This is a genomic window from Streptomyces sp. NPDC017979, from assembly GCF_044328175.1.
GTDB lineage: Bacteria > Actinomycetota > Actinomycetes > Streptomycetales > Streptomycetaceae > Streptomyces.
In genome coordinates this window covers 39,817-61,852 of sequence record NZ_JBIRGU010000016.1, presented here as the reverse complement: position 1 = coordinate 61,852, position 22,036 = coordinate 39,817, and the positions used below count along the sequence as shown (strand labels likewise).

General features: G+C 73.1%; 15 protein-coding genes. 8 read left to right on the top strand and 7 right to left on the bottom strand.

Annotated elements, in window-relative coordinates:
* The first annotated feature begins 8 nt into the window (after positions 1-8).
* Genes ACH4E8_RS30760 through ACH4E8_RS30750 form a run of 3 tightly spaced genes read left to right on the top strand, consistent with a single transcriptional unit; the run spans position 9 to position 4,034 of the window.
* The gene (locus ACH4E8_RS30760) at positions 9-2,348 is read left to right on the top strand and encodes an FHA domain-containing protein (RefSeq protein WP_398454500.1); all 2,340 of its coding nucleotides are present in this window, start codon (positions 9-11) and stop codon (positions 2,346-2,348) included.
* 4 nt (positions 2,349-2,352) lie between these two features.
* Positions 2,353-2,985: a hypothetical protein gene (locus tag ACH4E8_RS30755; RefSeq protein WP_398454498.1), complete on the top strand. Its 633-nt coding sequence runs from the start codon at positions 2,353-2,355 to the stop codon at positions 2,983-2,985.
* A complete protein-coding gene (locus ACH4E8_RS30750) occupies positions 2,985-4,034 on the top strand; it encodes a serine/threonine-protein kinase (protein WP_398454495.1) in 1,050 nt (349 codons plus the stop codon). Before ACH4E8_RS30755 ends, ACH4E8_RS30750 begins: the two co-directional genes overlap by 1 nt.
* Before the next feature lie 149 nt (positions 4,035-4,183).
* Here the strand turns inward: ACH4E8_RS30750 and ACH4E8_RS30745 are convergent, their stop codons facing one another.
* Positions 4,184-5,455: a streptophobe family protein gene (locus ACH4E8_RS30745; RefSeq protein ID WP_398454493.1), complete on the bottom strand. Its 1,272-nt coding sequence runs from the start codon at positions 5,453-5,455 to the stop codon at positions 4,184-4,186.
* A gap of 221 nt (positions 5,456-5,676) precedes the next feature.
* On the opposite strand from ACH4E8_RS30745, the gene ACH4E8_RS30740 reads away from it, so the two are divergent.
* The gene (locus tag ACH4E8_RS30740; RefSeq protein WP_398454491.1) at positions 5,677-6,930 is read left to right on the top strand and encodes a DUF6777 domain-containing protein; all 1,254 of its coding nucleotides are present in this window, start codon (positions 5,677-5,679) and stop codon (positions 6,928-6,930) included.
* A 37-nt stretch (positions 6,931-6,967) separates the two neighbouring features.
* Here the strand turns inward: ACH4E8_RS30740 and ACH4E8_RS30735 are convergent, their stop codons facing one another.
* The 3 genes from ACH4E8_RS30735 to ACH4E8_RS30725 form a co-directional block, all read right to left on the bottom strand.
* Entirely contained in the window at positions 6,968-7,843 is an 876-nt protein-coding gene (locus tag ACH4E8_RS30735; protein WP_398454488.1) for a GNAT family N-acetyltransferase, read from the bottom strand.
* A gap of 70 nt (positions 7,844-7,913) precedes the next feature.
* On the bottom strand, positions 7,914-9,368 hold the full coding sequence (locus ACH4E8_RS30730; RefSeq protein WP_398454699.1) for an amino acid permease: 1,455 nt from the start codon (positions 9,366-9,368) through the stop codon (positions 7,914-7,916).
* 122 nt (positions 9,369-9,490) lie between these two features.
* Positions 9,491-10,444: a hypothetical protein gene (locus tag ACH4E8_RS30725; RefSeq protein WP_398454486.1), complete on the bottom strand. Its 954-nt coding sequence runs from the start codon at positions 10,442-10,444 to the stop codon at positions 9,491-9,493.
* 462 nt (positions 10,445-10,906) lie between these two features.
* Between ACH4E8_RS30725 and ACH4E8_RS30720 the strand changes: the two genes are divergently transcribed.
* A complete protein-coding gene (locus ACH4E8_RS30720) occupies positions 10,907-11,341 on the top strand; it encodes a DUF6299 family protein (protein WP_398454484.1) in 435 nt (144 codons plus the stop codon).
* 61 nt (positions 11,342-11,402) lie between these two features.
* Here the strand turns inward: ACH4E8_RS30720 and ACH4E8_RS30715 are convergent, their stop codons facing one another.
* Entirely contained in the window at positions 11,403-14,480 is a 3,078-nt protein-coding gene (locus ACH4E8_RS30715) for an alpha-mannosidase (RefSeq protein ID WP_398454481.1), read from the bottom strand.
* A gap of 269 nt (positions 14,481-14,749) precedes the next feature.
* Positions 14,750-17,272 carry a SpoIIE family protein phosphatase gene (locus ACH4E8_RS30710; protein WP_398454478.1) on the bottom strand — a complete coding sequence of 841 codons (2,523 nt, stop codon included), beginning with the start codon at positions 17,270-17,272 and terminating at the stop codon, positions 14,750-14,752.
* A gap of 302 nt (positions 17,273-17,574) precedes the next feature.
* On the opposite strand from ACH4E8_RS30710, the gene ACH4E8_RS30705 reads away from it, so the two are divergent.
* Both ACH4E8_RS30705 and ACH4E8_RS30700 read left to right on the top strand, forming a co-directional pair.
* Positions 17,575-18,498, top strand: a complete 924-nt coding sequence (locus ACH4E8_RS30705; RefSeq protein ID WP_398454476.1) for a MurR/RpiR family transcriptional regulator — start codon at positions 17,575-17,577, stop codon at positions 18,496-18,498.
* A 570-nt stretch (positions 18,499-19,068) separates the two neighbouring features.
* Positions 19,069-20,499, top strand: a complete 1,431-nt coding sequence (locus tag ACH4E8_RS30700; RefSeq protein WP_398454474.1) for an MFS transporter — start codon at positions 19,069-19,071, stop codon at positions 20,497-20,499.
* Between the two features lie 98 nt (positions 20,500-20,597).
* Here ACH4E8_RS30700 and ACH4E8_RS30695 read toward each other — a convergent pair whose 3' ends face one another.
* The gene (locus tag ACH4E8_RS30695) at positions 20,598-21,314 is read right to left on the bottom strand and encodes a nitroreductase family protein (RefSeq protein WP_398454471.1); all 717 of its coding nucleotides are present in this window, start codon (positions 21,312-21,314) and stop codon (positions 20,598-20,600) included.
* Positions 21,315-21,415: 101 nt separating this feature from the next.
* Here ACH4E8_RS30695 and ACH4E8_RS30690 point away from each other — a divergent pair, with 101 nt between their 5' ends.
* Positions 21,416-22,009: a TetR/AcrR family transcriptional regulator gene (locus ACH4E8_RS30690; RefSeq protein ID WP_398454468.1), complete on the top strand. Its 594-nt coding sequence runs from the start codon at positions 21,416-21,418 to the stop codon at positions 22,007-22,009.
* The last annotated feature ends 27 nt before the right edge of the window (positions 22,010-22,036 follow it).

Sequence of the window (22,036 nt, the reverse complement as noted above, 5' to 3'; positions counted from 1 at the left end):
ATCGAGGCATGGCTGAGCGCCCCGTCGCGCCCGCCGCCCCCGAGCTCGTCATCGAAACGGACCGAGGTTCCACGGTGCTGAGCCCGAGCCGGGAGTACCACGTCGGGCGCGACCCACTGAGCGACATCGTCATCGACGACGAGCGCGTCTCGTGGCACCACGCGGTGCTGCGGACCGAGGGCGACCACTGGACCGTGGAGGACGAGCAGAGCACCAACGGCACGTTCGCCGACGGTGCGCGGGTGCGGTCCTGGGAGGTGGGCCCGGGCAGCGAGCTGCGGTTCGGCAGCGCGGCGGACGGCCCGCGCGCGGTGGTGCTGGGCGGCCCCGTGCCGCGCGGGCCGCTGCCGGTGGCGGTGCCGGGCGCCACCCACACGTTCCGCGCGCCGACGTCGGTGCACCGGCTGCCGGCGCGCACGGTCCGCATCGGGCGCTCCACGGACAACGACCTCCAGGTGCACGACCTGACGGTCTCGCGCCACCACGCGGAGCTGCGCACCCGCCCCGACGGGACGTACGAGATCGTCGACCTCGATTCGCACAACGGCACGTTCCTCAACGGCGAACCGGTCGACGCCGCTGTCGTGGGGCCCGGTGACGTGGTCGGCATCGGGCACTCCGCCTTCTGCCTCATCGGTGCGGAGCTGCGGGAGTACGTGGACACCGGCGAGGTCGGCCTCGACGTGCAGGACCTGACCGTCACCGTCGACCGGGGCCGCAAGACGCTGCTCGACGCGGTGTCGTTCCCGGTCGGCGAGAAGTGTCTGCTCGCGGTGGTCGGACCGAGCGGCGCGGGCAAGTCGACCCTGCTCAACGCGCTGACCGGGCTGCGGCCCGCCGACCGCGGCACGGTCTGGTACGACGGCCGGGACCTCTACCACGACTTCGCGGAGCTGCGGCGACGCATCGGGCTCGTCCCGCAGGACGACATCCTGCACACCCATCTGACCGTGCGGGCGGCCCTCGGATACGCGGCCGAGTTGCGCTTTCCGCAGGACGCTGCGCCCGCCGAGCGGCGCGAGCGGGTCGCCGACGTGATGCGCGAGCTGGGCTTGCAAGACCGCGCTGACCAGCACGTGCACTCGCTCTCCGGCGGCCAGCGCAAGCGCGTCAGCGTCGCGCTGGAGCTGTTGACCAAGCCGTCGCTGCTCTTCTTGGACGAGCCCACCTCCGGTCTCGACCCGGGGATGGACCGCTCGGTGATGCAGATGCTGCGCTCGCTCGCCGACGACGGGCGGACCGTGGTGGTGGTGACGCACAGCGTGTTGAGCCTCGACGTGTGCGACCGGCTTTTGGTGTTGGCGCCGGGCGGGCGGATCGCGTACTACGGCCCGCCGGACGAGGCGCTGGCCTTCTTCGGCCACGAGCGGTGGCCCGAGGCGTTCGAGGCGTTCGAGAACGACCGGGACCGCGACTGGGCGGGGGCCTACCGCGACTCCCCGTACCACCGTCGCTTCGTCACCGACGCCTCGGTGCAGCCGCGGGCCCCGGTCGGCGGGGCTTCGGGCAAACCGTTGCCCCCGCCGATCGAGCCGCGGAGCTGGGGCGCCCAGCTGTGGACGCTGGTGCGGCGCTACGCGCGGGCACTGAGCGCGGACCGCACGTTCCTGGTCGTGATGATCGCGCTGCCGTTCGTGATGGGCGCGATGGCCCGGGCGCTCGCCGGCAGTGCGCTCACCGCGCAGACCGCGCTCAACGCGCTGCTGATCCTGTGCGTGGGCGGGGTCCTGACGGGCTCCGCGAACGCGGTGCGGGAGTTGGTGAAGGAGCGGGTGATCTACCAGCGGGAGCGGGCGGTGGGGTTGTCGCGGACCGCGTACTTGATGTCCAAGGTGGTGGTGCTGGGCACGGTGACCGTGTTGCAGGCGGTGGTGCTCACGCTCGTGGGCCTCGCGGGCGTGTCGCTGAACGCGCCGGGCGGCAGCGGGGTGCTGCTGCCACCGCTGGTGGAGCTCACCCTCGCGGTGGCCCTGCTGTCCTTCACCGCGATGATGCTGGGGCTGCTGATCTCCGCGATGGTGCGCAAGGAGGAGGTCACCATGCCGCTGCTGGTGCTCCTCGCGATCGTCCAGGTGGTGTTCTGCGGTGCGCTGCTGAAGCTGAACGGTCTGCTGGTGGTGGAGCAGCTGGCGTGGCTGGTGCCGTCGCGGTGGGCGCTGGGGGCGATGGCTTCCACGATCGGGCTGTCCCGGCTGGTGCCGGGGAACCTGACGGCGGACCCGCTCTTCCAGCACTCCGTGTCGATCTGGCTCCTGGACATGGGGATGATGGTGGTGCTGGCCGTGGTGTACGGCTGGCTGGTCACCCTGCTCCTGCGCCGTCAGGAGCCGACGGTGATGCGGAAGTAGCCCCGTGTGCGCCGCCGACCACGCCCACAGCGCCCGGGAGCCGGCGTTCGAGCCCACCCACGTGGTGCCGCCCGACGGCCTGCCCGCCTGGGCGTCCCCCGACGACGACCGGCCGGCCGCCGCCCTCGATCCGCTGCTGCCGGTGCAACTGGCCGACCGCCGGGGCGACTGGGGCCGCATCGTGTGTGCGAACGGCTGGTCGGCGTGGGTGGACGGGCGGCTGTTGGTCGCCGTGCCCCAGGCGCCGCCGGCCACCGGGCGCCCCCTCACCCGCACGGCCGACCAGCGTCCCCACCTGGCGAAGGCCACGGAGGCCGTCGGTCGCTACCGCAGCGCCGTGGACGACCTCGCGGCCGGCCGGATCGACCGCGAGACCTTCCGGCGCCGCACTCGCGGGGTGCGCGTGGGCGTGGTGGTCGACGGGGAGTCGGTGTGGCTGTACGAGGCGGAGCACGAACGCTGGGTGTACGGCGACGGCAGCCGGTTGAGCACCTTCGCGGTCTCGGCGCCGCCGGCGGACGAGCGCGGGCGCGCCCCGAACGGTGAACGGCGGTCCGCTGAGGACCGGCCCACCGACGACGGGGGCTTCCCCGCGCCCGGTGGGCATCCGCCCACCCGGGCGGGCGGTGAGCCCTGATGCCCCGGGACGGCGACGTCGACGGGGACGTCGACCGGGGTGCCGGCGGGGACGTCGACCCGGTCTCCGGCCGGCCGTCGGAGCTGCTGGGGCGGCGCATCGCCGGCTACCGGATCGACGAGGAGGTGGGCCGCGGCGGCATGGCGGTGGTGTACCGGGCCCGGGACCTGCGGCTGGACCGCACCGTCGCGTTGAAGCTGCTCGCACCCGAACTCGCCCGCAACGACACGTTCCGCAAGCGCTTCACCCACGAGTCGCGGGTGGCGGCGGCCATCGACCACCCGCACATCGTGCCGGTCTTCGAGGCGGGCGAGGCGGAGGGCCTGCTGTACATCGCCATGCGCTACGTCCCCGGGCAGGACCTGCGGGCCCTGCTGAACCGCGAGGGGCCGCTGCCCTTCCCCAAGGCGATGCGGATCGCCGCCCAGGTCGCCTCCGCGCTCGATGCGGCGCACGACCACGACCTGGTGCACCGGGACGTGAAGCCGGGGAACGTGCTGGTCGCGGAGGGCACCGACAGCGAGCACCCCGAGCACGCGTACCTCACGGACTTCGGGCTGACGAAGAAGTCGCTCTCGCTGACCGGGTTCACCACGGTGGGCCAGTTCGTCGGCACCCTCGACTACGTGGCGCCGGAGCAGATCTCCGGACGCCCGGTGGACGGCCGGTGCGACGTGTACGGCTTCGGCTGCGTGGTGTACGAGATCCTGGCCGGGGTGCCGCCGTTCCAGCGCGACGACGACATGGCCCTGTTGTGGGCCCACCAGTTCGACCCGCCGCCACCGCTGACGGCGCGCCGCCCGGACCTGCCGGGCGCGGTGGACGCGGTGGTGGCGCGGGCGTTGGCGAAGAGCCCGGACGACCGGTACGACACCTGCGGACGGTTCGTGTCCGCGCTGCGGGCGGCGGCGAGCCGCGGCGACCGGGCGCCGTCGCGGGTGGTGCCCCTGCGCGCCGAGCCGGCGCACCCCGACCATCCGCCGGCACCGCCGGCACCACCGGCTTGGGCACGCCCGGTCTTTCCCGGCCTCGGGGCGCCGCTGCCCTGACTGGCGCGACGGCGCCCTGCGAGTGAAGCGGGCTTGGCGTCCACCGGCCGTCCGTGGCTTGGCGCGCAGTTCCTCCCCCTGTGCCCTGCGGGCACGGGGGCACTCCCAGCGCCCCCGGGTCGCTCCTCCAGTCGGCTTGCAGGGATTCATCACCCCGACCGGCGGCGCAGCGTGGCCACGAGCAGGCCGGCCAGCAGCCCGGTGACCAGTCCCCACAGCGCCGCCGCGCCCAGCGCCGTACCCCAGTGGGGCAACAGGTGCACCCGGGCGGCGAGCACCCCGCCGACGTCGCCGAGGCCGAACAGCGACAGTCCGTAGCTCGCGTCGACCCGGCACAGGAAGCTGACCGTCAGCACGGTGAGGACCAGCGCGACCGCCATCCGGAAGGCGTGGTACCAGGCGCGCAGCGGCGCCGGCGTGCGCACCGCGGCCGCGACGGCCGCCGCCGACACCAGGACGGCGAAGACGACGAGCAGCCACCAGGCGCGGCCGTCCTCGGCGGCGAGCGAGCGCAGGTCGACGGTGGTGCCGCCGGGGGTGCGCAGCACCGCGTCGAGCGCTTTGGGCATCGGCAGCCCGAAGGGCCCTTCGGCCACGCCGTCGAAGGAGGCGCCGAGCCCGAAGAGCATGCCCAGCCAGGCGAGGTTGGGCAGTCCGAGCAGGACGACCGCGATGGTCTGTGCGGCGTGTCCCCGGGTCGCGGCCACCACCAGGGCGACCACGAGGGCCGCGGCCACGTAGACCAGCAGCAGGGTGACCATGGCGTGTGCGGCGGGGCGGACCGCGGCGTGGAAGCGGACCAGTCGGGCGGGCAGCGGGGCCCGGTGGGAGGCCAACAGCGCGATGGCGAGCAGGGCGGCCAGCCACAGCAGCCCGTACAGCAGGGTGAGCGGCACGTCGGCGCTGAAGCCCGCCTTCGCGGAGATGCCGAGCAGGCCGGCGATGTCGGCGACGGTGCCGGCGGGGGTGACGTCGAAGGAGTGGCGGGCGACGGCGGCGAGCCCGACGAGGACGAGGGCCCACAGCGCGCCGAGCCGGGCCGCCCAGCCGAGCAGTTCCCGCGCCCCGGCGACCGCCCGCAGGCGCAGCGGCCGGAGGAAGTAGCGGGCGAGGACGAGGGCGCCCGCGAGGGTGACGGAGAGCGGGACCACGGTGAGTTCGACGTCCGTCGCGCTGAGCGGGCCCGCGTCGCCCGTCAGCTCCACGGTGCCGCCGACCGCCAGCACGGCCACCGCGGCGACGACGGCGGGGAACGCGCCGCCGGGCAGCTCTGCCGCACCGGCGGCCCACAGCCCGAGCGCCGCCGTGACCAGCGTCGTCACCAGGGCGGCGGCCACGGCGAGGAAGGCTTGCGTCCAGCCGTGGGCCGCGGGGCCGATGAGCCCGTGGGCGCGGGAGTCGGAGGGGGCGGGATGGCTCACGCACTCACGCTAGGCAGCGGACGGGCGCGGCGCGCGTCGAAGGGGGCCGACGGCGTAAGGCCGACGGCTGATGTCCGTTTGCGAATGGTTCGACAGCGGCGCACACAATGGCGCAGAGGGGCTGGGGACGTACGGACCGGTCCCGTTTCCGGGCCGCCGCCCTAGCGCCGCTTGAGCACCGCGTCGTGTGTGTGCACCACCTCTGAGCTGGGGAAGAGCCCGTGAGCGCCGAACCTCCGACGTCCGATTCCGGCACGCCCGAACCCCCGACGTCCGAATCCCCCACGTCCGAACGTCGTCCGGCCGGCCCGCCGTCCGGGCCGCTCTCGGATTCGAAGGGCGACCGGGGTGCGCCTCCCCCGCCCGAGCCGCCCGAAGGTGGCGGAGGGGGCGGGGGCGGGGGCCCGTTCGGCGAAGGGGAGCCCGGCGGCGAGGGCAGCCGGCCGTGGTGGCGCTCCACGCCCCGGCTCGTCCTGCTCGTCGTGGGTCTGCTCGCGGTGATCGCGCTGACCTTGGTCCTCACCCTCCAGGGCGGTTCGGGCGGCGGCCAGCAGAGTGAGGTGTTCCTCCAGGCGGCGGGGGCCACCGGCCCCGACCCGTACACCGACTCCACCGCGAAGCAGAGCACTCCCCCCGCGGCCACCGCGCAGCCCAGCACTCCGCCGCAGGGCGGCAACACCGTGCGCGCGGTGTCCGGCGGCACGCCGGGGCTGTACGGGGGCACGCAGGACGTGGCCAGTTGCGACGTGGAGCAGCAGATCGGCTATCTGACGGCCAACCAGGACAAGAACAAGGCGTTCGCGTCCGTGGAGGGCATCGCGCCGGACAAGGTGCCCGACTACCTGCGGTCGCTGACGCCGGTGCAGTTGCGGATGGACACCCGGGTGACCAACCACGGATGGCGCAACGGGTCGGCCACCTCCTATCAGGCGGTGCTCCAGGCGGGTACGGCCGTGCTGGTGGACGACGTGGGCGTGCCGCGGGTGCGCTGCGCCTGCGGCAATCCGCTGACGCCGCCGGTCGAGTTGAAGGGCACGCACACGACGTCGGGCAGTGCCTGGCCGGGCTACGAAGCGCAGCAGGTGGTCGTCATCGAGCCGGCGCCCCAACCGTTGGGCGAACTCGTCGTCTACGACGAGAACGGCAACAGTTGGTTCACCCGCCCCACCGGCTCCGACGGGAGCAAGGACCAGAAGACGACCCCACCGGCGCAGAGCCTGCCGTCGACGTGCCCCTCGGTCCCGGCCGGGCAGGCGACGCCGACGAACTGCGTCTCCGCACCGCCGTCGACGCCCGGCCAGCCGACCACCACCCCGCCGTCGACGCCGTCGACGCCGACGACGCCCGAGCAGCCGGTGACTCCGCCATCGGCGCCGACGACGCCCGAGCAGCCGGTGACTCCGCCGCCGGCGTCGCCGCCCGGGCAGACGCCGGCCCCCTACGGGGCGCCGGCCTCCGTGCCCGCGGCCGGGTGACGGCCGGCGCGGGTGCGGATGCGGGTACGACGGGGCGTCAGCCCAGTTCGAGGGTGGTGACGCCGAAGACCCGGTCGGTGCGGACGGCGGGCGCGGGCCCGGTGTACATGCGGACGGTCGGGAACTGGGCCGTCAGACCGCGGGCGGTCGCCAGCGCCGTCGCGTCCCCGAGCGCCTCGGGCATGTCGACCGCGACCGGCTCGTCCGCCGCGAGGTGCGCGGTGAGGCTGTCGAACAGCGCCTCGGCGTCCTCGCGGCCGTCGGCGAAGAGCGGGCCGATCCGGTGGGCGTCGCGGCCGGGCCGGATCGCGCCGTAGCCGGTGATCCGCCCGTCCTTCAACCGTGCGTACGCGGTGTGTCCGGGCGCCGTGAGCCAACGGGTGACGAACCCGCGGCGCTCGGCGGGGAAGCACTCGCGGTCGTACGCGGCGATCGCGTCCAGCAGTTCGGGGGTGACGGGCACGACGCCGGGGGCAATGCTCCCGGTGCGCAGCGGGCTGCCGCCGTACCGCACGGTGCTGTAGTGGGCGGTGAAGCCGGAGCGTCGGTAGTTGTCCTGCTGGGCGGGGACGGCGTCGAGGCCGATCAGCCGCGTGCCGGCGTGCGGCAGGGCGGCGCGCCAGGTCGCGAGGCCGATGCCGCGGCCGCGGTGGTCGGGCCGCACCAGGTAGAAGCCGAGGAAGGCGAAGGACTCCGAGTAGGTGACGATGGAGACGGCGGAGACGGGCCGTCCTTCGATGCGGCCGATGAAGAAGCCCGCCGGGTCGGTGGCGTGGAAGCAGGCGACGTCTCCGTTGCCGGGGTTCCAGCCCTCGGCCGCGGCCCACTCGGCGATCTGCTGCCACTCCTCTTGGGTGGCGCTGGTGACGGTGAGGCCGGTGTCCTCTTGGACCCGGGAGAGCGGGTTGGTCATGGCGGTGGTTCCTTTCGGGCGTCGGTGGGGTGTCGCGGCCGTGCCGGCAGTGGTGCCGCGGGAGCGGGGGTCAGATCAGGTCCATGGCGGCGACCTCGTCGGGGCTGCCGTAGCTGACGGGCCCTTGGAAGCGTCTTCGTGCGGTGGCCAGCCACCACACGGTGGCCGTCAGCAGCACCGCGGCGAGGGCGATCGGTGCGTAGTTGAAGGTGGTGGGGGTGATGGGGGAGCTGTGCGGCAGCACGAACAGCAGGCTGCTGAGCGCGATCCACACCACCGCGATCGCGGCGACCGGCCGGCTCCAGCGGCCCAGGTTCCAGGGCCCCGGCCGGAACTCGTCCCCGAGGCGGAGCCTGAGGAAGATGGGCATGCCGTAGGCGAGGTACATGCCGACGACGTTGACGCTGACGATGGCGGAGAAGACGGTGTGGGACCACCAGCCGGGCACGGTCAGCGTCAGCGAGCAGCCGGCGGCCAACCAGACCGCCTTGACGGGCGTGCGGGTGCGGGGGTTGACGCTGTGCCAGTGCCGGGATCCGGGCATGGCGCCGTCGCGGGAGAAGGCGAAGATCTGACGGGCGTTGCTGGTCATGTTGGCCAGTCCGCAGAAGAGCATGGCGCCGATGACGACGAGGAGCAGCAGCTTCGCGACGCCCGTGCCGAGGGCGTCGACCAGGATGTGCACCGGGGGCGCGGAGGCGTTCGCGGTGGCGGTGTAGTCCCGGATCGAGTGCACCAGGGCGAGCATCAGGACGAGTCCGGCGACGGCGGAGAAGCCGATGGCCCGCATGATGCCGCGGGGGGTGCTGCGGGTGGCGCGCACGGTCTCCTCCGACATGTGGAAGCTGCCGTCGAAGCCGGTGAAGGTCCAACTGGTGACCAGCAGGCCGAGCATGCCCGCGTAGACGGCGCTGGTGAATCCGGTGCCGTTCATGAAGTGCGCGGAGAACGACACGGGCCGGTGGTGCGCGGGGATCAGCAGGAGGCAGCCGACGATGACCGTGACGCCGCCGACCAGCCACCAGACCGAGATCCGGTTGACGGCGGCGACCAGCCGCACGGTGTAGGTGTTGGCGAGGGCTTGGAGGAGCAGGATCAGCGCGGTGATGGTGACCGTGCGCGCGCCGGTGACCTGGTAGTGCGGCCACTGCATGACGACGAACGCCTGGATGAAGGTGGCGGCGGCGTAGGCGGTGGCGGCGGTGCCGCCGACCTGACCGACGAAGTTCAGCCAGCCGGTGTACCAGGACCAGGCGCCGCGGTGGCGTTTGGCGAGTTTTCCGGCGGCGAAATACAGCGCACCGCTGGTGGGGTACGCGGAGGCGATCTCGGCCATCGCGGCGCCGACGAAGAGAACCATGATCGACACCCCGATCCAGCCGAACACCAGGACCAGCGGGCCGCCCGCCACCATTCCGAACCCGAAGGCGGAGAAAATGCCCGAAATGACATTGATGATGGTGAAGGAGATGGCGAAATTGTCGAAGGCGCGAAACCGTCGGGTGAGTTTTCGCGGATAACCCATCGCGTGCAGCGTCGCGTCGTCGTCGAGGGCCACGCTCCCGTCGCCCCGGTGCCGGCGCTTCGCCCCGACGGACGTCGTACCTCCGGACACGCTCTGCTCCCTTCCGCGGGCCGGACTGCTGGTCATGAGGCGGGGACGGCGAGCCCGAGCGCGCGCCTCGCCTTGGTCAACTGCTCGCTGGGGTCGCCGAAGGCGCTCCACGGCATCCGGGCGGCGTACGGCCCCATCGCCGCCAGCACCTCGCGCGCCTCGCCCTCCCGTCTCGCCAGGTACAGGGCGTGCGCCAGATAGGACAGGTCGAGCACCGGGGTGAAGGGATAACGGGGCACCTCGGGCAGCCAGTTGTGGTAGCCGTGCATCGCGGCGGACACCCACTGGGGCTGTCGCCAGGTGCGGTACGCGAGGAGGGACGCGGGGTCGTACTCCTCGACGAGGGTGACCAGCGGCAGCAGCCGCAGCGGCGAGGTGACGGGCGCCCGGTGGCTGAGGTAGGAGGCCACGTCCCAGCGTGCGCTGGCGGTGCCGCCGTGGCGGGCGAAGAAGTGGGCCAGGAAGCGGTGGTGGGCTTCGCGGTGGAAGCGGTCGAGCCTCAGGACGCGGGCGAACTGCGGCCAGGGCCCGGGGGGTGCGGTGAGCAGACCGGGGGGCGCGGGGTGGTGGGACCGCCGGATGCGGGCGAGGGCCAGTTGGGAGACCCAGGGCGTGGGGTCGCGCGGGTACAGCCGCGCGGCGCGCTCGCAGGCGGACTCGGCGATGCCGAGCAGGGTGCCGGTGTGGGCGTCGCCTGCGTCGGCCGCCCGCAGCGCCCTGAGCATGGCGACCCGGGCCCACAACAGGGCCGACTCGGGGCCGGGTTCCTCGGCGAGCCAGCGTTCGGCCAGGTCCGAGTCGGCGGCTTCGGACGCGAGGACGAGCGAGCGGTGGGCGCGGGTGCCGAAGTGGTCGCGGGCGTCCTGGAGCACCCGGTGGGCGCCCAGGTAGCGGCCGGCCCTGACGTCGATGCAGGCGCGGGCTAGCTCGTGGTCATCGGCCGCCGGGTGCCACACGTACTGTCCGCCGAATGAGCCAGCAGGCACGTTCTCCTCCCCCGTTCCCCCCGGATGCCGCCGTGCCTCCGTGCATTCCGGGCCTGGTCACGGCCCGACGGAAAACGATCGGATCCCTGTGGATCACTGGCGGCGGGACCACACCCTACTCATCAACAAGTGAGGGAGAAAACACTCATCCGGGTTGCGTACGAGTCCGTCGCCCCCGGAGGCCGTCAGAACTCAACAGTCGCTGGCATATGCCATAGCGGCGCCCTCGATGAGCCTTTACCACGCCCCGCCCAGGATTACCAAGAGTGAAAGAAAGTTAATCACCCGAAGGGGATCGCCGGCATGATTTTCCGTCATCCCCACTTGGCTTGTTCATTTCTTGACCCGATCGCCGATCCGCATCGAGATCGGCTCCGAATGCCACACCCGAGCGATGATCAAACGATTCACCCAGCCGCCTGCCGCTTCGCCACCACGTGTGATCCGGCTCGTTGTGCCGGCATGATCAACGCTCGACGCGGCGCACTCCTGACGTCGCTCACCCTTGCCGCCGCCCTCGCGACCGGGTTGACACCCGGCACCGCGAGCGCGCAGTTCGCCCCCGACACCCTCACCGTCGACTCCGTCGGACGCCTCGCCGAAGACGGCGTCGTCACCCTCACCGGCACCTACCGCTGCTCTTCGCTCCGCACCGACCCCGTCCTGATCGGCGTCAAGGCGCTCCAGGGCAGCACCCGGGCCGACACCGGCGGCGCCGCCGCCACCTGCGACGACCGGGTGCACACCTGGAGCAGCAGCGGACGCCCGCACTCCGGCGCCTTCGCCCCCGGCAGCGCGCGCGGCGAGGCCGCCATGATCGAGTTGGACCTCTCCGGCGGTCTGCCGCTGCCGCACGTCATCACCTACGGCGAGAAGGAGTTGACGTTGCGCCGCTGACGTCCACCACCGGCACCCCCGTACCACCGTCACGCGGTACGGGGGCACTGCGGCGGGCGCGTCAGCCGTCGGCACCCCGCGTCCGCCCCCGTGCGCAGCGCAGGGTGACGAACTCGAAGGGGCGTAGTTCCACCGCCACTTCGCGCCCCGTGTGCTCGATCTGCCCCTGCTGCGCCAGCGGGCGTTCCAGCGCGTCGGCCGCCCGTACGTCGTCGGCGTCGAAGCCCAGCGCGAGGGCGGCCCTGGCCCGCCCGCCGCGCGCCTCGTAGAGGCGTACGACGACGTCCCCGCTGCCGTCGTCCGCGAGCTTCACCGCGCTCACGACCACGTCGTCCCGGTCCACCGCCACCAGGGGCGCCACCGGGCCGGCGCCGACGACCACCCGCTCGGGGACGTTGATGCGAAAGCCCTCGCGCACCGCGTCCGTGACCGTCGCCCCCGGCACCAGCGCGTGCCGGAAGCGGTGCACGCCCCGGTCCGTCGCCGGGTCCGGGAAGCGCGGCGCCCGCAGCAGGGAGGCCCGCACCACGGTCGCCGTGCCCCGTTCGCCCGCGCGCACCGTGCGGGCGACGTCGTGGCCGTACGTGGCGTCGTTCACCACCGCCGCGCCCCAGCCGCCCTCCTCCAGGTGGACGAAGCGGTGGTTGCACGCCTCGAACTTGGCCGCCTCCCAACTGGTGTTGGTGTGCGTGGGGCGGTACGCGTGGCCGAACTGGGTCTCGGCGGCGTACCGCTCGGCGTGCACGTCCAGCGGGAACGACAGTTTCAGGATCTTCTCCGTCTCCCGCCAGTCCACTTCGGTCTCGACGTCGAGGCGCTTGGCGCCCGCGCTCAGCGTCAGGAGTTGGGTGACGCGGGAGTCGCCGAAGCTGCGGACCACCCGCACCCCCGCCGACGCGCCGTCGACGACGGGGGCGAGTTCGTCGACCGCGGTCAGGTCGGTGACCGTGTTGCGGTAGTACGCGTCCACGTCCCAGGCGTCCCACATCACGGGCGCGTCGGGGTGGAGCTGGAGCAGTCCGACGGCCGCACCGGGCGCCACCGCCTCGCGCTCGGCGCCGATGTCGTAGACGGACACGGCGAGGCCCCGGTCGTCGATCGCCACCTCCAACAAGCCGTTGTCGAGCACGTATCCGCCACCGTCGCGCGCGGTCAGCCGGGTGCCGCCGCCGGTGGTGGCCGGGGCGGCGGCGCCGGCGGGCACGCCGTGGCGCTCGTGCGGGGCCGCGTTGAAGACCAGCGGGGCGCCGGCCGCGGCGTCACCGGCCAGGGCGCGCTGGGCCGCGCCCACCAGGGCGTCGAGTTCGGTCGCGACCCGCGCGTACTCCGCCTCGGCCTCCCGGTGGACCCAGGCGATGGAGGAGCCGGGCAGGATGTCGTGGAACTGGTGCAGCAGCACCGTCTTCCAGAGCCGGTCCAGTGCGTCGTACGGATAGCGGAACCCGGTCCGTACGGCCGCGGTCGCGGCCCACAGCTCGGCCTCCAGCAACAGGTGTTCGCCGCGGCGGTTGCCCTGTTTGGTGCGGGCCTGGCTGGTCAGGGTGCCCCGGTGCAGCTCCAGGTACAACTCGCCCACCCACACCGGTGGTTCGGCGTACTCGGCCTCGGCGCGGTCGAAGAAGTCGGCGGGGCGCTCCCACACGACGGTCGGCGAGCCCTCCAAGCTGCGCAGCCGGGCCGCCTTGGCGACCATCTCCCTGGTGGTGCCGCCTCCGCCGTCGCCCCAGCCGGTGGGGGCGAGCGAGTGGCGCGCCGCGCCCTTCTCCTTGAAGGTGCGGGCCGCGTGCGCCACCTCGCCGCCGGTCAGGGCGCAGGTGTAGGTGTCGACCGGGGGGAAGTGGGTGAAGACGCGGGTGCCGTCGATGCCCTCCCACTGGAAGGTGTGGTGGGGGAAGGAGTTCGTCCTCGACCAGGAGATCTTCTGGGTCAGCAGCCGGGTGACGCCCGCGGCCCGCAGGATCTGCGGCAGGCCGGCGGCGAAGCCGAAGGTGTCGGGGAGCCACGCCTCGGTGCACTCCACGCCGAACTCGGCGAGGAAGAAGCGCTGGCCGTGCACGAACTGACGGACCATGGCCTCCGCGCCGGGCATGTTGGTGTCGGACTCCACCCACATCCCGCCGACGGGCACGAAGCGACCGTCCGCGACGGCCGCTCTGACCTTCGCGTACACCTCCGGCCGGTGCTCCTTGAGCCAGGCGAACTGCTGGGCCTGCGACATGGCGAAGACGAACCCGTCATCGGTGGCGTCGCCGTCCTCGGTCGCTTCGATGAGCGCGGTCATGTTCGCCGCGGTACGGGCCACCTTGCGGACGGTCTCCCGCAGCGGCCACAGCCAGGCGGAGTCGATGTGGGCGTGCCCGACGGCGCTGATCCGGTGCGCCGAGGGGGCGGCGGGCGCGCCGAGCACGCCCTTGAGGTGGCCGCGCGCCGCGTGCGCCGTGCCGTTGACGTCCTGGAGGTCGAGGGCGTCCAACGCGCGGGAGACGGCGCGCAGCACCTCGTACCGGCGCTCCCCGTCGACGGGCAGTTCCCGCATCAACTCGTCGAGCACTTCCAGGTCCAGGGCCAGGTGCCAGGTGGACTCGTCGAGGACGGCGAGATCCATCCGGCCGAGCCGGTACTGCGGCGCGTCCCCTGCGGTCAGCGGATCGCCGAGCGGGGTGGGGCCGAACGCGAACGGCCGGTCGCCGAGGATCACCGGGTTGGCCGCGGCCTCGATGTGCAGCACCACCTCCTCGCCGCCCGCCGCGGGCGAGCCGATGCGCACCCAGGCATTGCGCGGGTTGAGTCCCTTCACCGGCGTCCCGTCCGGCCGGTAGACCAGGCCCTCGCACTGGAAGCCGGGCAGGTCCGCGTCGAAGCCGAGGTCGAGCAGCGCCTCGACGGTGCGGCCGGCCCAGGCTCCGGGGACGGTCCCGGTCACCCGGAACCAACTCGTCCGCCAGGGGGCGCCCCACCGCTCGCCCACCGCGAAGGGCCGCATCGGGGCGGCGAGCCCCTCGTGGACCGGCACGGGTTCGCCGGGGGCGTGCCACACGGCCACGTCCAGCGGGACGGACACGGGGTGGATCGCGGGCCGGACGCGTTCGTCCAGGACCCGGCGCAGACGGGCCTCGACGAGGGTGCGGTCGTCATGCATGAGGGCTGCTCCCGGGTGGAGTGACGGCAGTGGGGTGGACGGGCGGCGCGACGCGCACCGATGGCTTCGGCTGCTGCGGCTGTTTCTCTTGGTTCCGTTGGTTCCCTTGAATCCGTTGGTTCCGTCGATTCCGTTGATTCCGTTGCGTGACAGCGTTGTCAGACACGGGGCCGACCCTGCAAGGGCGTGCCGCACGGCGTCAAGACCGCCGGAACGATCACTTCCGAAGTCCGCCCCCCTCCCCCGTGCGCACGTCGGTCACGGCGGCCTCACGCCCAGCGCGTCGCCAGCAGCAGCGCGATGTCGTCCGGCCGGTCCGGGCTCCGCCGCGCCTCCCGGATGAGTTGGTCGGCGGTCTGGTGCAGGGGGCCGTCCCCGCAGTCGGCGAGGGTGCGGCGCACGGTCTCGATGCCGACGTCGATGTCGCGGCCCGCCCGCTCCACCAGTCCGTCGGTGTACAGGGCGAGGACGGCGCCCGGGTCCAGCACCAGTTCCGTGACGGGGTACGCGGCGGCCGGGTCGACTCCGAGGACGATCCCGCCCGCCAGGTCGAGGACCTCGGTACGGCCGCCCGGGTGACGCAGCAGCGGCTGGGGATGCCCGGCGCGTACCGCCTGGGTCCGGCCGGTCGCCGGGTCCAGGACGATGTAGCAGCAACTGGCGAACTGGCCCGGATCGAGGTCGATCAGCAGCCGGTTGGTGCCGCTCACCACCTGCTCGGGGTCGTTGCCGCTGAGCGCGAAGGCCCGGACCGCGCTGCGCACTTGCCCCATGGTCGCGGCCGCGGCCACGCCGTGCCCCTGGACGTCGCCGATGACCAGGGCGAGCCGGTCGCCGGTCACCACGACGTCGTACCAGTCGCCGCCGACCTCCATGCCCTGGGTGCCCGGGAGGTAGCGCCCGACGGCGCCGGCGGTGTCCAGGGTGGGCAGTCGGTGCGGGAGCAGGACGTCCTGGAGGCCGCGGGCGACGGCGGCCTCGGTGTCATAGCGCCGGGCCCGCTCCAGCGCCTGGGCGATCAGCCCGGCGAGGGCGGTGAGCACGGTCCGCTCTTCGGGGCTGAAGGCGCGCGGCTGGTCGAAGCCGAGGATGCAGGAGCCGACCGGCCGGCCGGAGGCGATCAGGGGGAGGAAGGCCCGGGCGCCGACGTGGGCGTCGAGGGGGATGCCGGGGTACGCCGCGGCCAGGTGCTCCATGGACTCGAAGAAGATCGGCCGGCCGGAGGTGAGCGTCTCGACGCCGGGCAGTCGGGCGTCGAGGCCCACGCCGTCGAAGCGGTCGAGGAAGCCGTGCGGGAAGCCCGTCTCCCAGGCCAGGAAGAGGTGCCGCTCGTGCAGCAGGTAGATCGCCAGTTGTCGGCCGCCGAAGGCCGGGAGCAGTTCCTCGGTCACCACGGCCGAAACCTGACGGGCCGTGACCGCCTCCGTCAGGGCGATGGCGAGGGCGACGGGCCGGTACAGGGCGCTGGAGCGCTCGGACAGGGCGCCGGCCGCGCCGGGGGCGTCGGGGGCGAGGACGGCAGGCGCGGGCAGCGCCCGGTCGGGGCTCTCGGCCGGGGTGAGCGTGGCGGTCACCCCGTCGTGGGCGGGGTGCAGCCGCACCTCCAACCACTCCCCCTCGGGGCGGCGGACCACGAAGAACGCGGCGGTCTCCGCGATCAGCGCGGCCCGGTAGTGGTCTTCGTGGGAGCCGGGGGCGAGCCAGGGCAGCGCTTCCCACAGGACGCGGCCCATCAGATCGGGCCGGGCCCGGCCGACCAGCGTCTCGGCGCTGGTGTTGAGGTAGGTGATGCGGCACAGCCGGTCGAGCGAGAGCACCCCGTACGGCAGTCGGTCGCTCGCCTCCGTCACCAGCGGGCCGCCGCCGAGGTCGACCAGGGAGCCGTCGAGCCGGGTGCCGTCGGCGGACACCTCGACGAGATGGGCCACCCCGTCGGGGCCGCGCAGCCGGATCCGACGGGGTACGGGGTGCTCCAATGCGGCGGCCTGCCGGGCCAGCGCCCACAGCCCGACGGCGTCTTCGGGCGACAGCAGGTCGGTCAGCTCGGCAATGGTGCCCGGCGCGCCCGCGCTCCCCGGGCCGAGCACGGCGCGCATCCCCTCGTCGGCGGTGAAGTCGCCGCCGACCAGGTCCCAGCCGAACCGACCGGTGCGCACCGGCGGTGCGTTGAGCGCGGGGAGCTGTACGGAGAGCGGCTCGCCCTCCCAGGCGACGGGCACCCCGTCGTCCGCGAGGGCGCCGAGGGTGGCGGCGAGCCGGTGCGCCGCGGTGCGGATCCGGTGCCGGTCGTCCACCGCGACCGAGCGCCCCGGGGTGGCCCGGCGCAGCACGAACAGCACCCCGAACTTCTGCGCCCGGACGGAGACCGGCGCGTACAACGCCCCGAAGGGGAACGGTAGGCCGGCCATGAGCTGGGGGAAGCGCCGCATCGCCTCCTCGGCGTCCGCGAAGTGGATGGCCCGTCCTGACCTGTGGACCTCGGACACCGGGAGCGGACGGTTCACCTGCGCCCGCCACCAGGGACGGAAGAGGGCGCTGGGGAGCCCGGCGAGGACGGCGAGCTTGAGCAGGTCGGGCGAGGGCGAGCGCAGGTAGACCGCGGCGGCGTGGCCGCCGACCGCCTCGACGGCGCCGACGGCCGCCTGGGCGAGTTCCAGCGCCAGTCGGTCCGGCGCGCTGCCGCCGCCCCTCGGTGTGCCGGGCGCAGCCCGACGCCGACGCGGCGGGGTGCCCTCGGTCGCCCCGTACCAGGTCACACAGTCAGCATGCGCCCGGGCCCGGTCGCGGCGCATCTCATCGCCGCGGGGTGCCGCGCCGGCTCACGACCGCGGGCCGTGTCCCGCGTGACCCTCCCGCCAGTACGGCGATGGCTCCGTGACGAGCGGCGCGAACACGCCACCACCGGCAGATGGAGACCAACGCGCCCGCAGGGCAACGGTGGTTCCGTCCACACGCACAAGAACCCCGTGGGCCGCCCACGCGTCCACGTACCGTCCGGTATCTGAGATGCGCCGCCGTGACGGGCGCCCGCACCCTCTGCGCGGCGCGGCGACTGGGCTATGTTGAGCGGGAGCGGGACGAGAAGGAGACACCGGTGCCATCAGATCAGCAGGCACGTGCACAGGCGTCTGCGATCACGCCGGGCGGGTCCGGCCCGGACGCCGAACCCGCCCCCACGGACAAGGTCCTCGCGCTCTTCGGCGGCCGCCGTCTCTCACCGGGCCAGCGGCGCATCGCGCAGTACATCACCGACCACCTCACCGAGGCGGCGTTCCTGTCGATCACCGACCTCGCCGACCGGGTCGGAGTCAGCCAGCCGTCGGTGACCCGCTTCGCCTCGTCCGTGGGATTCAGCGGCTATCCGGCGCTGCGCGAAGCCCTCCAGCCCATCGCCCTGAGCGCGATCGCGGGCATGCCCGAGGCCCGCGAGGAGATCCGCCGCAACGAACTCCAGGCGGCGGTGGACGCCGAGATCGCCAATCTGGAGCATCTGCGCCGCCTGCTCGCCGACACCGACCAAGTGCTCGACATCGGGCGCGAGTTGGCCCGCTCGGTGCCGCTGACCATCCTCGGGCTGCGGATCTCCGCCTCCCTCGCGGAGTACTTCGCCTACGCGGCCCGGCGCATCCACCCCGACGTGCGGGCCGTGACGCGCGGCGGGAGCGTGGCGTACGACGCGCTGCTCCAGTCGCGGGCGGCGGGCGGCACCTGGGTGCTCGCCTTCGCCATGCCCCGGCACGCCAACGAGACCCTGGCCGCCATCCGCGCCGCCCGCACCGCGGGCCTGAAGGTCGCCCTGATCACGGACGTGGCGCTCGGCCCGCTGACCGAGGAGGCCGACGAGACGCTGGTCGCCCCCACCGGGTCGCGGCTGGTCTTCGACTCGTACGCGGCGCCCGGGGTGCTCTCGGCCGCCCTCCTCCAGGCCATGGCGGACGCCGACCCGCAGCGGACGCAGGCCCGGCTCGAAAGCTACGAACACGCCGCCGAGCAGCACGACTTCTTCCTCGACGACTGAGACGGCCGGAGCGGAAGCGGCGGCGAGGCACCGGGGCGCCGCACGAGAGCCCCCACACACCTCGGGAACCCCGCCTTCCCCATCAACCCCGTGAAGAACGAACGCCCATTGAAGAACAGGGGCATTCATGCGTCAGCGTGCATGAATTTTTTCATACCCACATTTCCTAGACGGTATATATATTTACTTCCTGTCGCGATCCGGGGATCATGAGACCGCGTACGCCACCCGGATCCGGGCACCGATACGTGACGCTCCCTCCTCGCGTCACCCCCACGGTGCTCCGTCAGGGCCTCCGACCCCTACGGATGCCCGACCCTGGTAGCCCCGGCCTACCCCTGGGCCGGGGCTGCCGCGCTTTCCGGCCCCGACCCCGTCGCGTCGCGCCGACGAGAACGCACCCGGCCGCACGCCGCACCCCTCCACGGATCGCACAAGCCCCAGCCTCAGCCCCGCACGGGGCCGTTCATCGCGATCACCCCTTGCACTAGATACCCCCCATGGGTATAGTCCTCCTCGCTCGAACAGATACCCCCCAGGGGTATTCGACTCTTAGGGGAGGAGACGGCAATGCCAACCGTCAACCCACGGCGCTGGTGGGCACTTCTGGTGCTGGCCACCGCTCAGTTCATGGTCATCATGGACACTTCGATCATCGGCGTGGCGCTGCCCGAGATGCAGCGCGACCTCGGCTTCGCACCCGAGGACCTGAGTTGGGTGTTCAACGCCTACGTCATCGCCTTCGGCGGACTCCTGCTCCTCGGCGGCCGGCTCTCCGACCTGCTGGGCGCCCGACGGATCTTCGTCACCGGCTGGGCCGTCCTGATCGCCGGATCGGTCGTCGCCGCCGCGGCGACCACGGCCTGGGTCGAGGTCGTCGGCCGCGCCGTGCAGGGCGTCGGCGGTGCGCTGATCGCCCCGGCGTCGATGACGCTGCTGATGATGCTCTTCAGCCACGACCCGAAGGAGCTGGGCAAGGCCCTTGCGCTCTACGGCGCCGCGGCACCCGCCGGCGGCACCGCGGGCGTCTTCCTCGGCGGCGTCTTCACCGAGTGGGCGAGCTGGCCGTGGATCTTCATCATCTACGTGCCGATCGGCATCGCCACCCTGGCCGCCACCGGCCTGCTGCCCGCCGCCGCCCCCCGCCGCGGAGCCGTCGACGTCCTGGGAGCCGCAGCCGTCACGGCCGGACTCGCCCTCGCGGTCTTCGCGGTCGTCCGCGCCCCGGAGATCGGCTGGGGAACCGCCGAGACCGTGCTCCAACTGCTCGGCGCGGCCGTGCTGTTGGTCCTGTTCCTGGTCATCCAGAAGTCCGTCAAGGCGCCCCTGATGCCGCTCGGCGTGTGGCGCACCCCCGGCCTCGGCATCTCCAACCTGGCGATGACGCTGCTCGGCGCGGCCTGGATCCCGATGTGGTACTTCCTCAACCTCTATCTCCAGCAGGTGCTGGGCTACGGGGCGTTCGCCAGCGGCGCGGCGCTCCTGCCGATGACCGGTCTCCTCATGGTCTTCATGACGCTGATCACCGCCCGGCTGCTGGGCCGCTTCGGCGCCAAGCCGTTGATCTCCGGTGGCCTGCTGGTGCTGGCCGCGGGCCTGCTGTGGCTCGCCGCGGTCGAGCCGACGGGCACCTTCCTGGTGGACGTGCTGCCCGCGTCGCTGGTCGCCGCGACCGGCATGTCCCTGGCGTACATCCCGGCGATGATGTCCGCGATCTCCGGAGTGCGCCAGGAGGAGGCCGGCCTCGCCTCCGGCATCGTCAACACCACCTACCAGGTCGGCTCCGCCCTGGGCCTGGCCGCCCTGACCGCGGTCGCCACCTCCCAGGGCGCCGGGGAACTGGGCAACCTGCCCGCCCTGACCGACGGCTTCAGCGCCGCCTTCGTCGGCGCCGCGGCGGTCGCGGCGGTCGGTGGAGTCCTCACCGCGATCTTCATGCGCGGCACCCCCGCCGCGGCCGAGGCGCCGGCGGAGCAGCAGCCGGTGGGGAGCACGAAGTGAGGTGGTCCCCGTAGCGTTCGACGACTGCAGAACCCCCGCCCGCACCAGAAGTGCCGGGCGGGGGTTTCCGCTGTGCCCCCGGCGGCTGCGGCGCTCCGTCAGCCGTGGAAGGCGGTGGTCGCCTCCAGTGCGGCGCGCCGCGCCGTCACCCGGTTCACGGGCGCGGCCTCGTCGCCGTAACCGAAGGAGACGCCGACGAGCAGCTTCCCTCCGCTGACGCCGAGTTCACCCCGGACCGTGTCGGCGTAGAAGCTCAGCAGCCCCTGCGGGCAACTGTCCACGCCGTACGCGGCCATCGCCAGGAGCAGGGTCTGGAGGTAGGCGCCGACGTCGGCAGCCAGCCGAACCCCGCCGTCGCCGTTGACGAAGAGGAACGCCGCGTGCGGGGCTCCGTAGAAACGCAGGCTCTGCACGTCGTAGGCCGCGCGTGCCGCACGGTCGCCGGGGTCGATGCCGAGCGCCCCGTACAGCTCGGCCCCGAAGGCGGCCCGGCGCTCCTGGTGCACGTGCGCGTACATGCCTTCGGAGTACGGGAAGTCCACCGAGGTGCGCTTCTCGGCGTGGGCCGTCTGCAAGGCGTCCGCCAGGCGCTCACGCGCCGCACCGCTCACCACCTCCACCTGCCACGGCTGGGCGTTGGAATTGGAGGGCGCGGCCCCGGCCAGCGAGAAGATCGCGCGCATCGTGTCCGCGGGCACGGGATCCGGGCGGAACGCGCGCGTCGCGTGACGGCCACGCACCAGCTTCTCCGCGGCGCCGCTCAGCTCGGTGGGGTCAGTGCGGTCGGTGGGGTCAGTGGGGACCGGGCTTCTCATCGGATGCTCCTCAGCAAGAACACAGGTAAACGAAACCGTTTACTTGAGAGCACCCTAACGGGTCGATCCAGCCTAAGTAAACGCGCACGTATACTTGCTGCATGAGTACGACGACGACCGCGCCTCGGCGGCAGGGACGTGGGGGCCGGGAGCGCATCCTGGCTGCCGCCGCCCAGCTCTTCGCGGCCCAGGGGATCAATGCAACGGGCATGGAGCAGGTCGCGGACCAGGCTCCGGTGTCCAAGCGCACGCTCTATGCGCACTTCCGGACCAAAAGCGATCTGGTCATCGCCCACCTACAAGACCTCGCGTCGTCGGGCGCCACCTTGGAGGCCGTGCTGACCTGCGAGGACATCCCCCCGCGGGAGCGGATCCTGGGATTGTTCGACCAGCCGGCGGTGGACGCCGCACCGGTGCGCGGCTGCCCGTTCATCGACGCCGCCGTGGAGTTCCCCGACCCGCAGAGCACGGTCCACGCCTACGCGCGCGAGCAGAAGCTGCGCATGGTCCAACTCGTCACCGCGCTGGTGAGCGAACTCGGCTGCCGGGAGCCCTCCGCGCTCGCCGAGCAACTGGTCACCCTCGCGGACGGTGCGGCCAGTCGCGCCATGGTCCTCAACGAAGCCGACTACGGCCGGCACGCGCGAGCGGCAGCAGAAGTCCTCCTCGACCGGGCCCTCGCGGACCCGCGCTGACGAGGAGGACTGGCTGCGCGAAGGTAC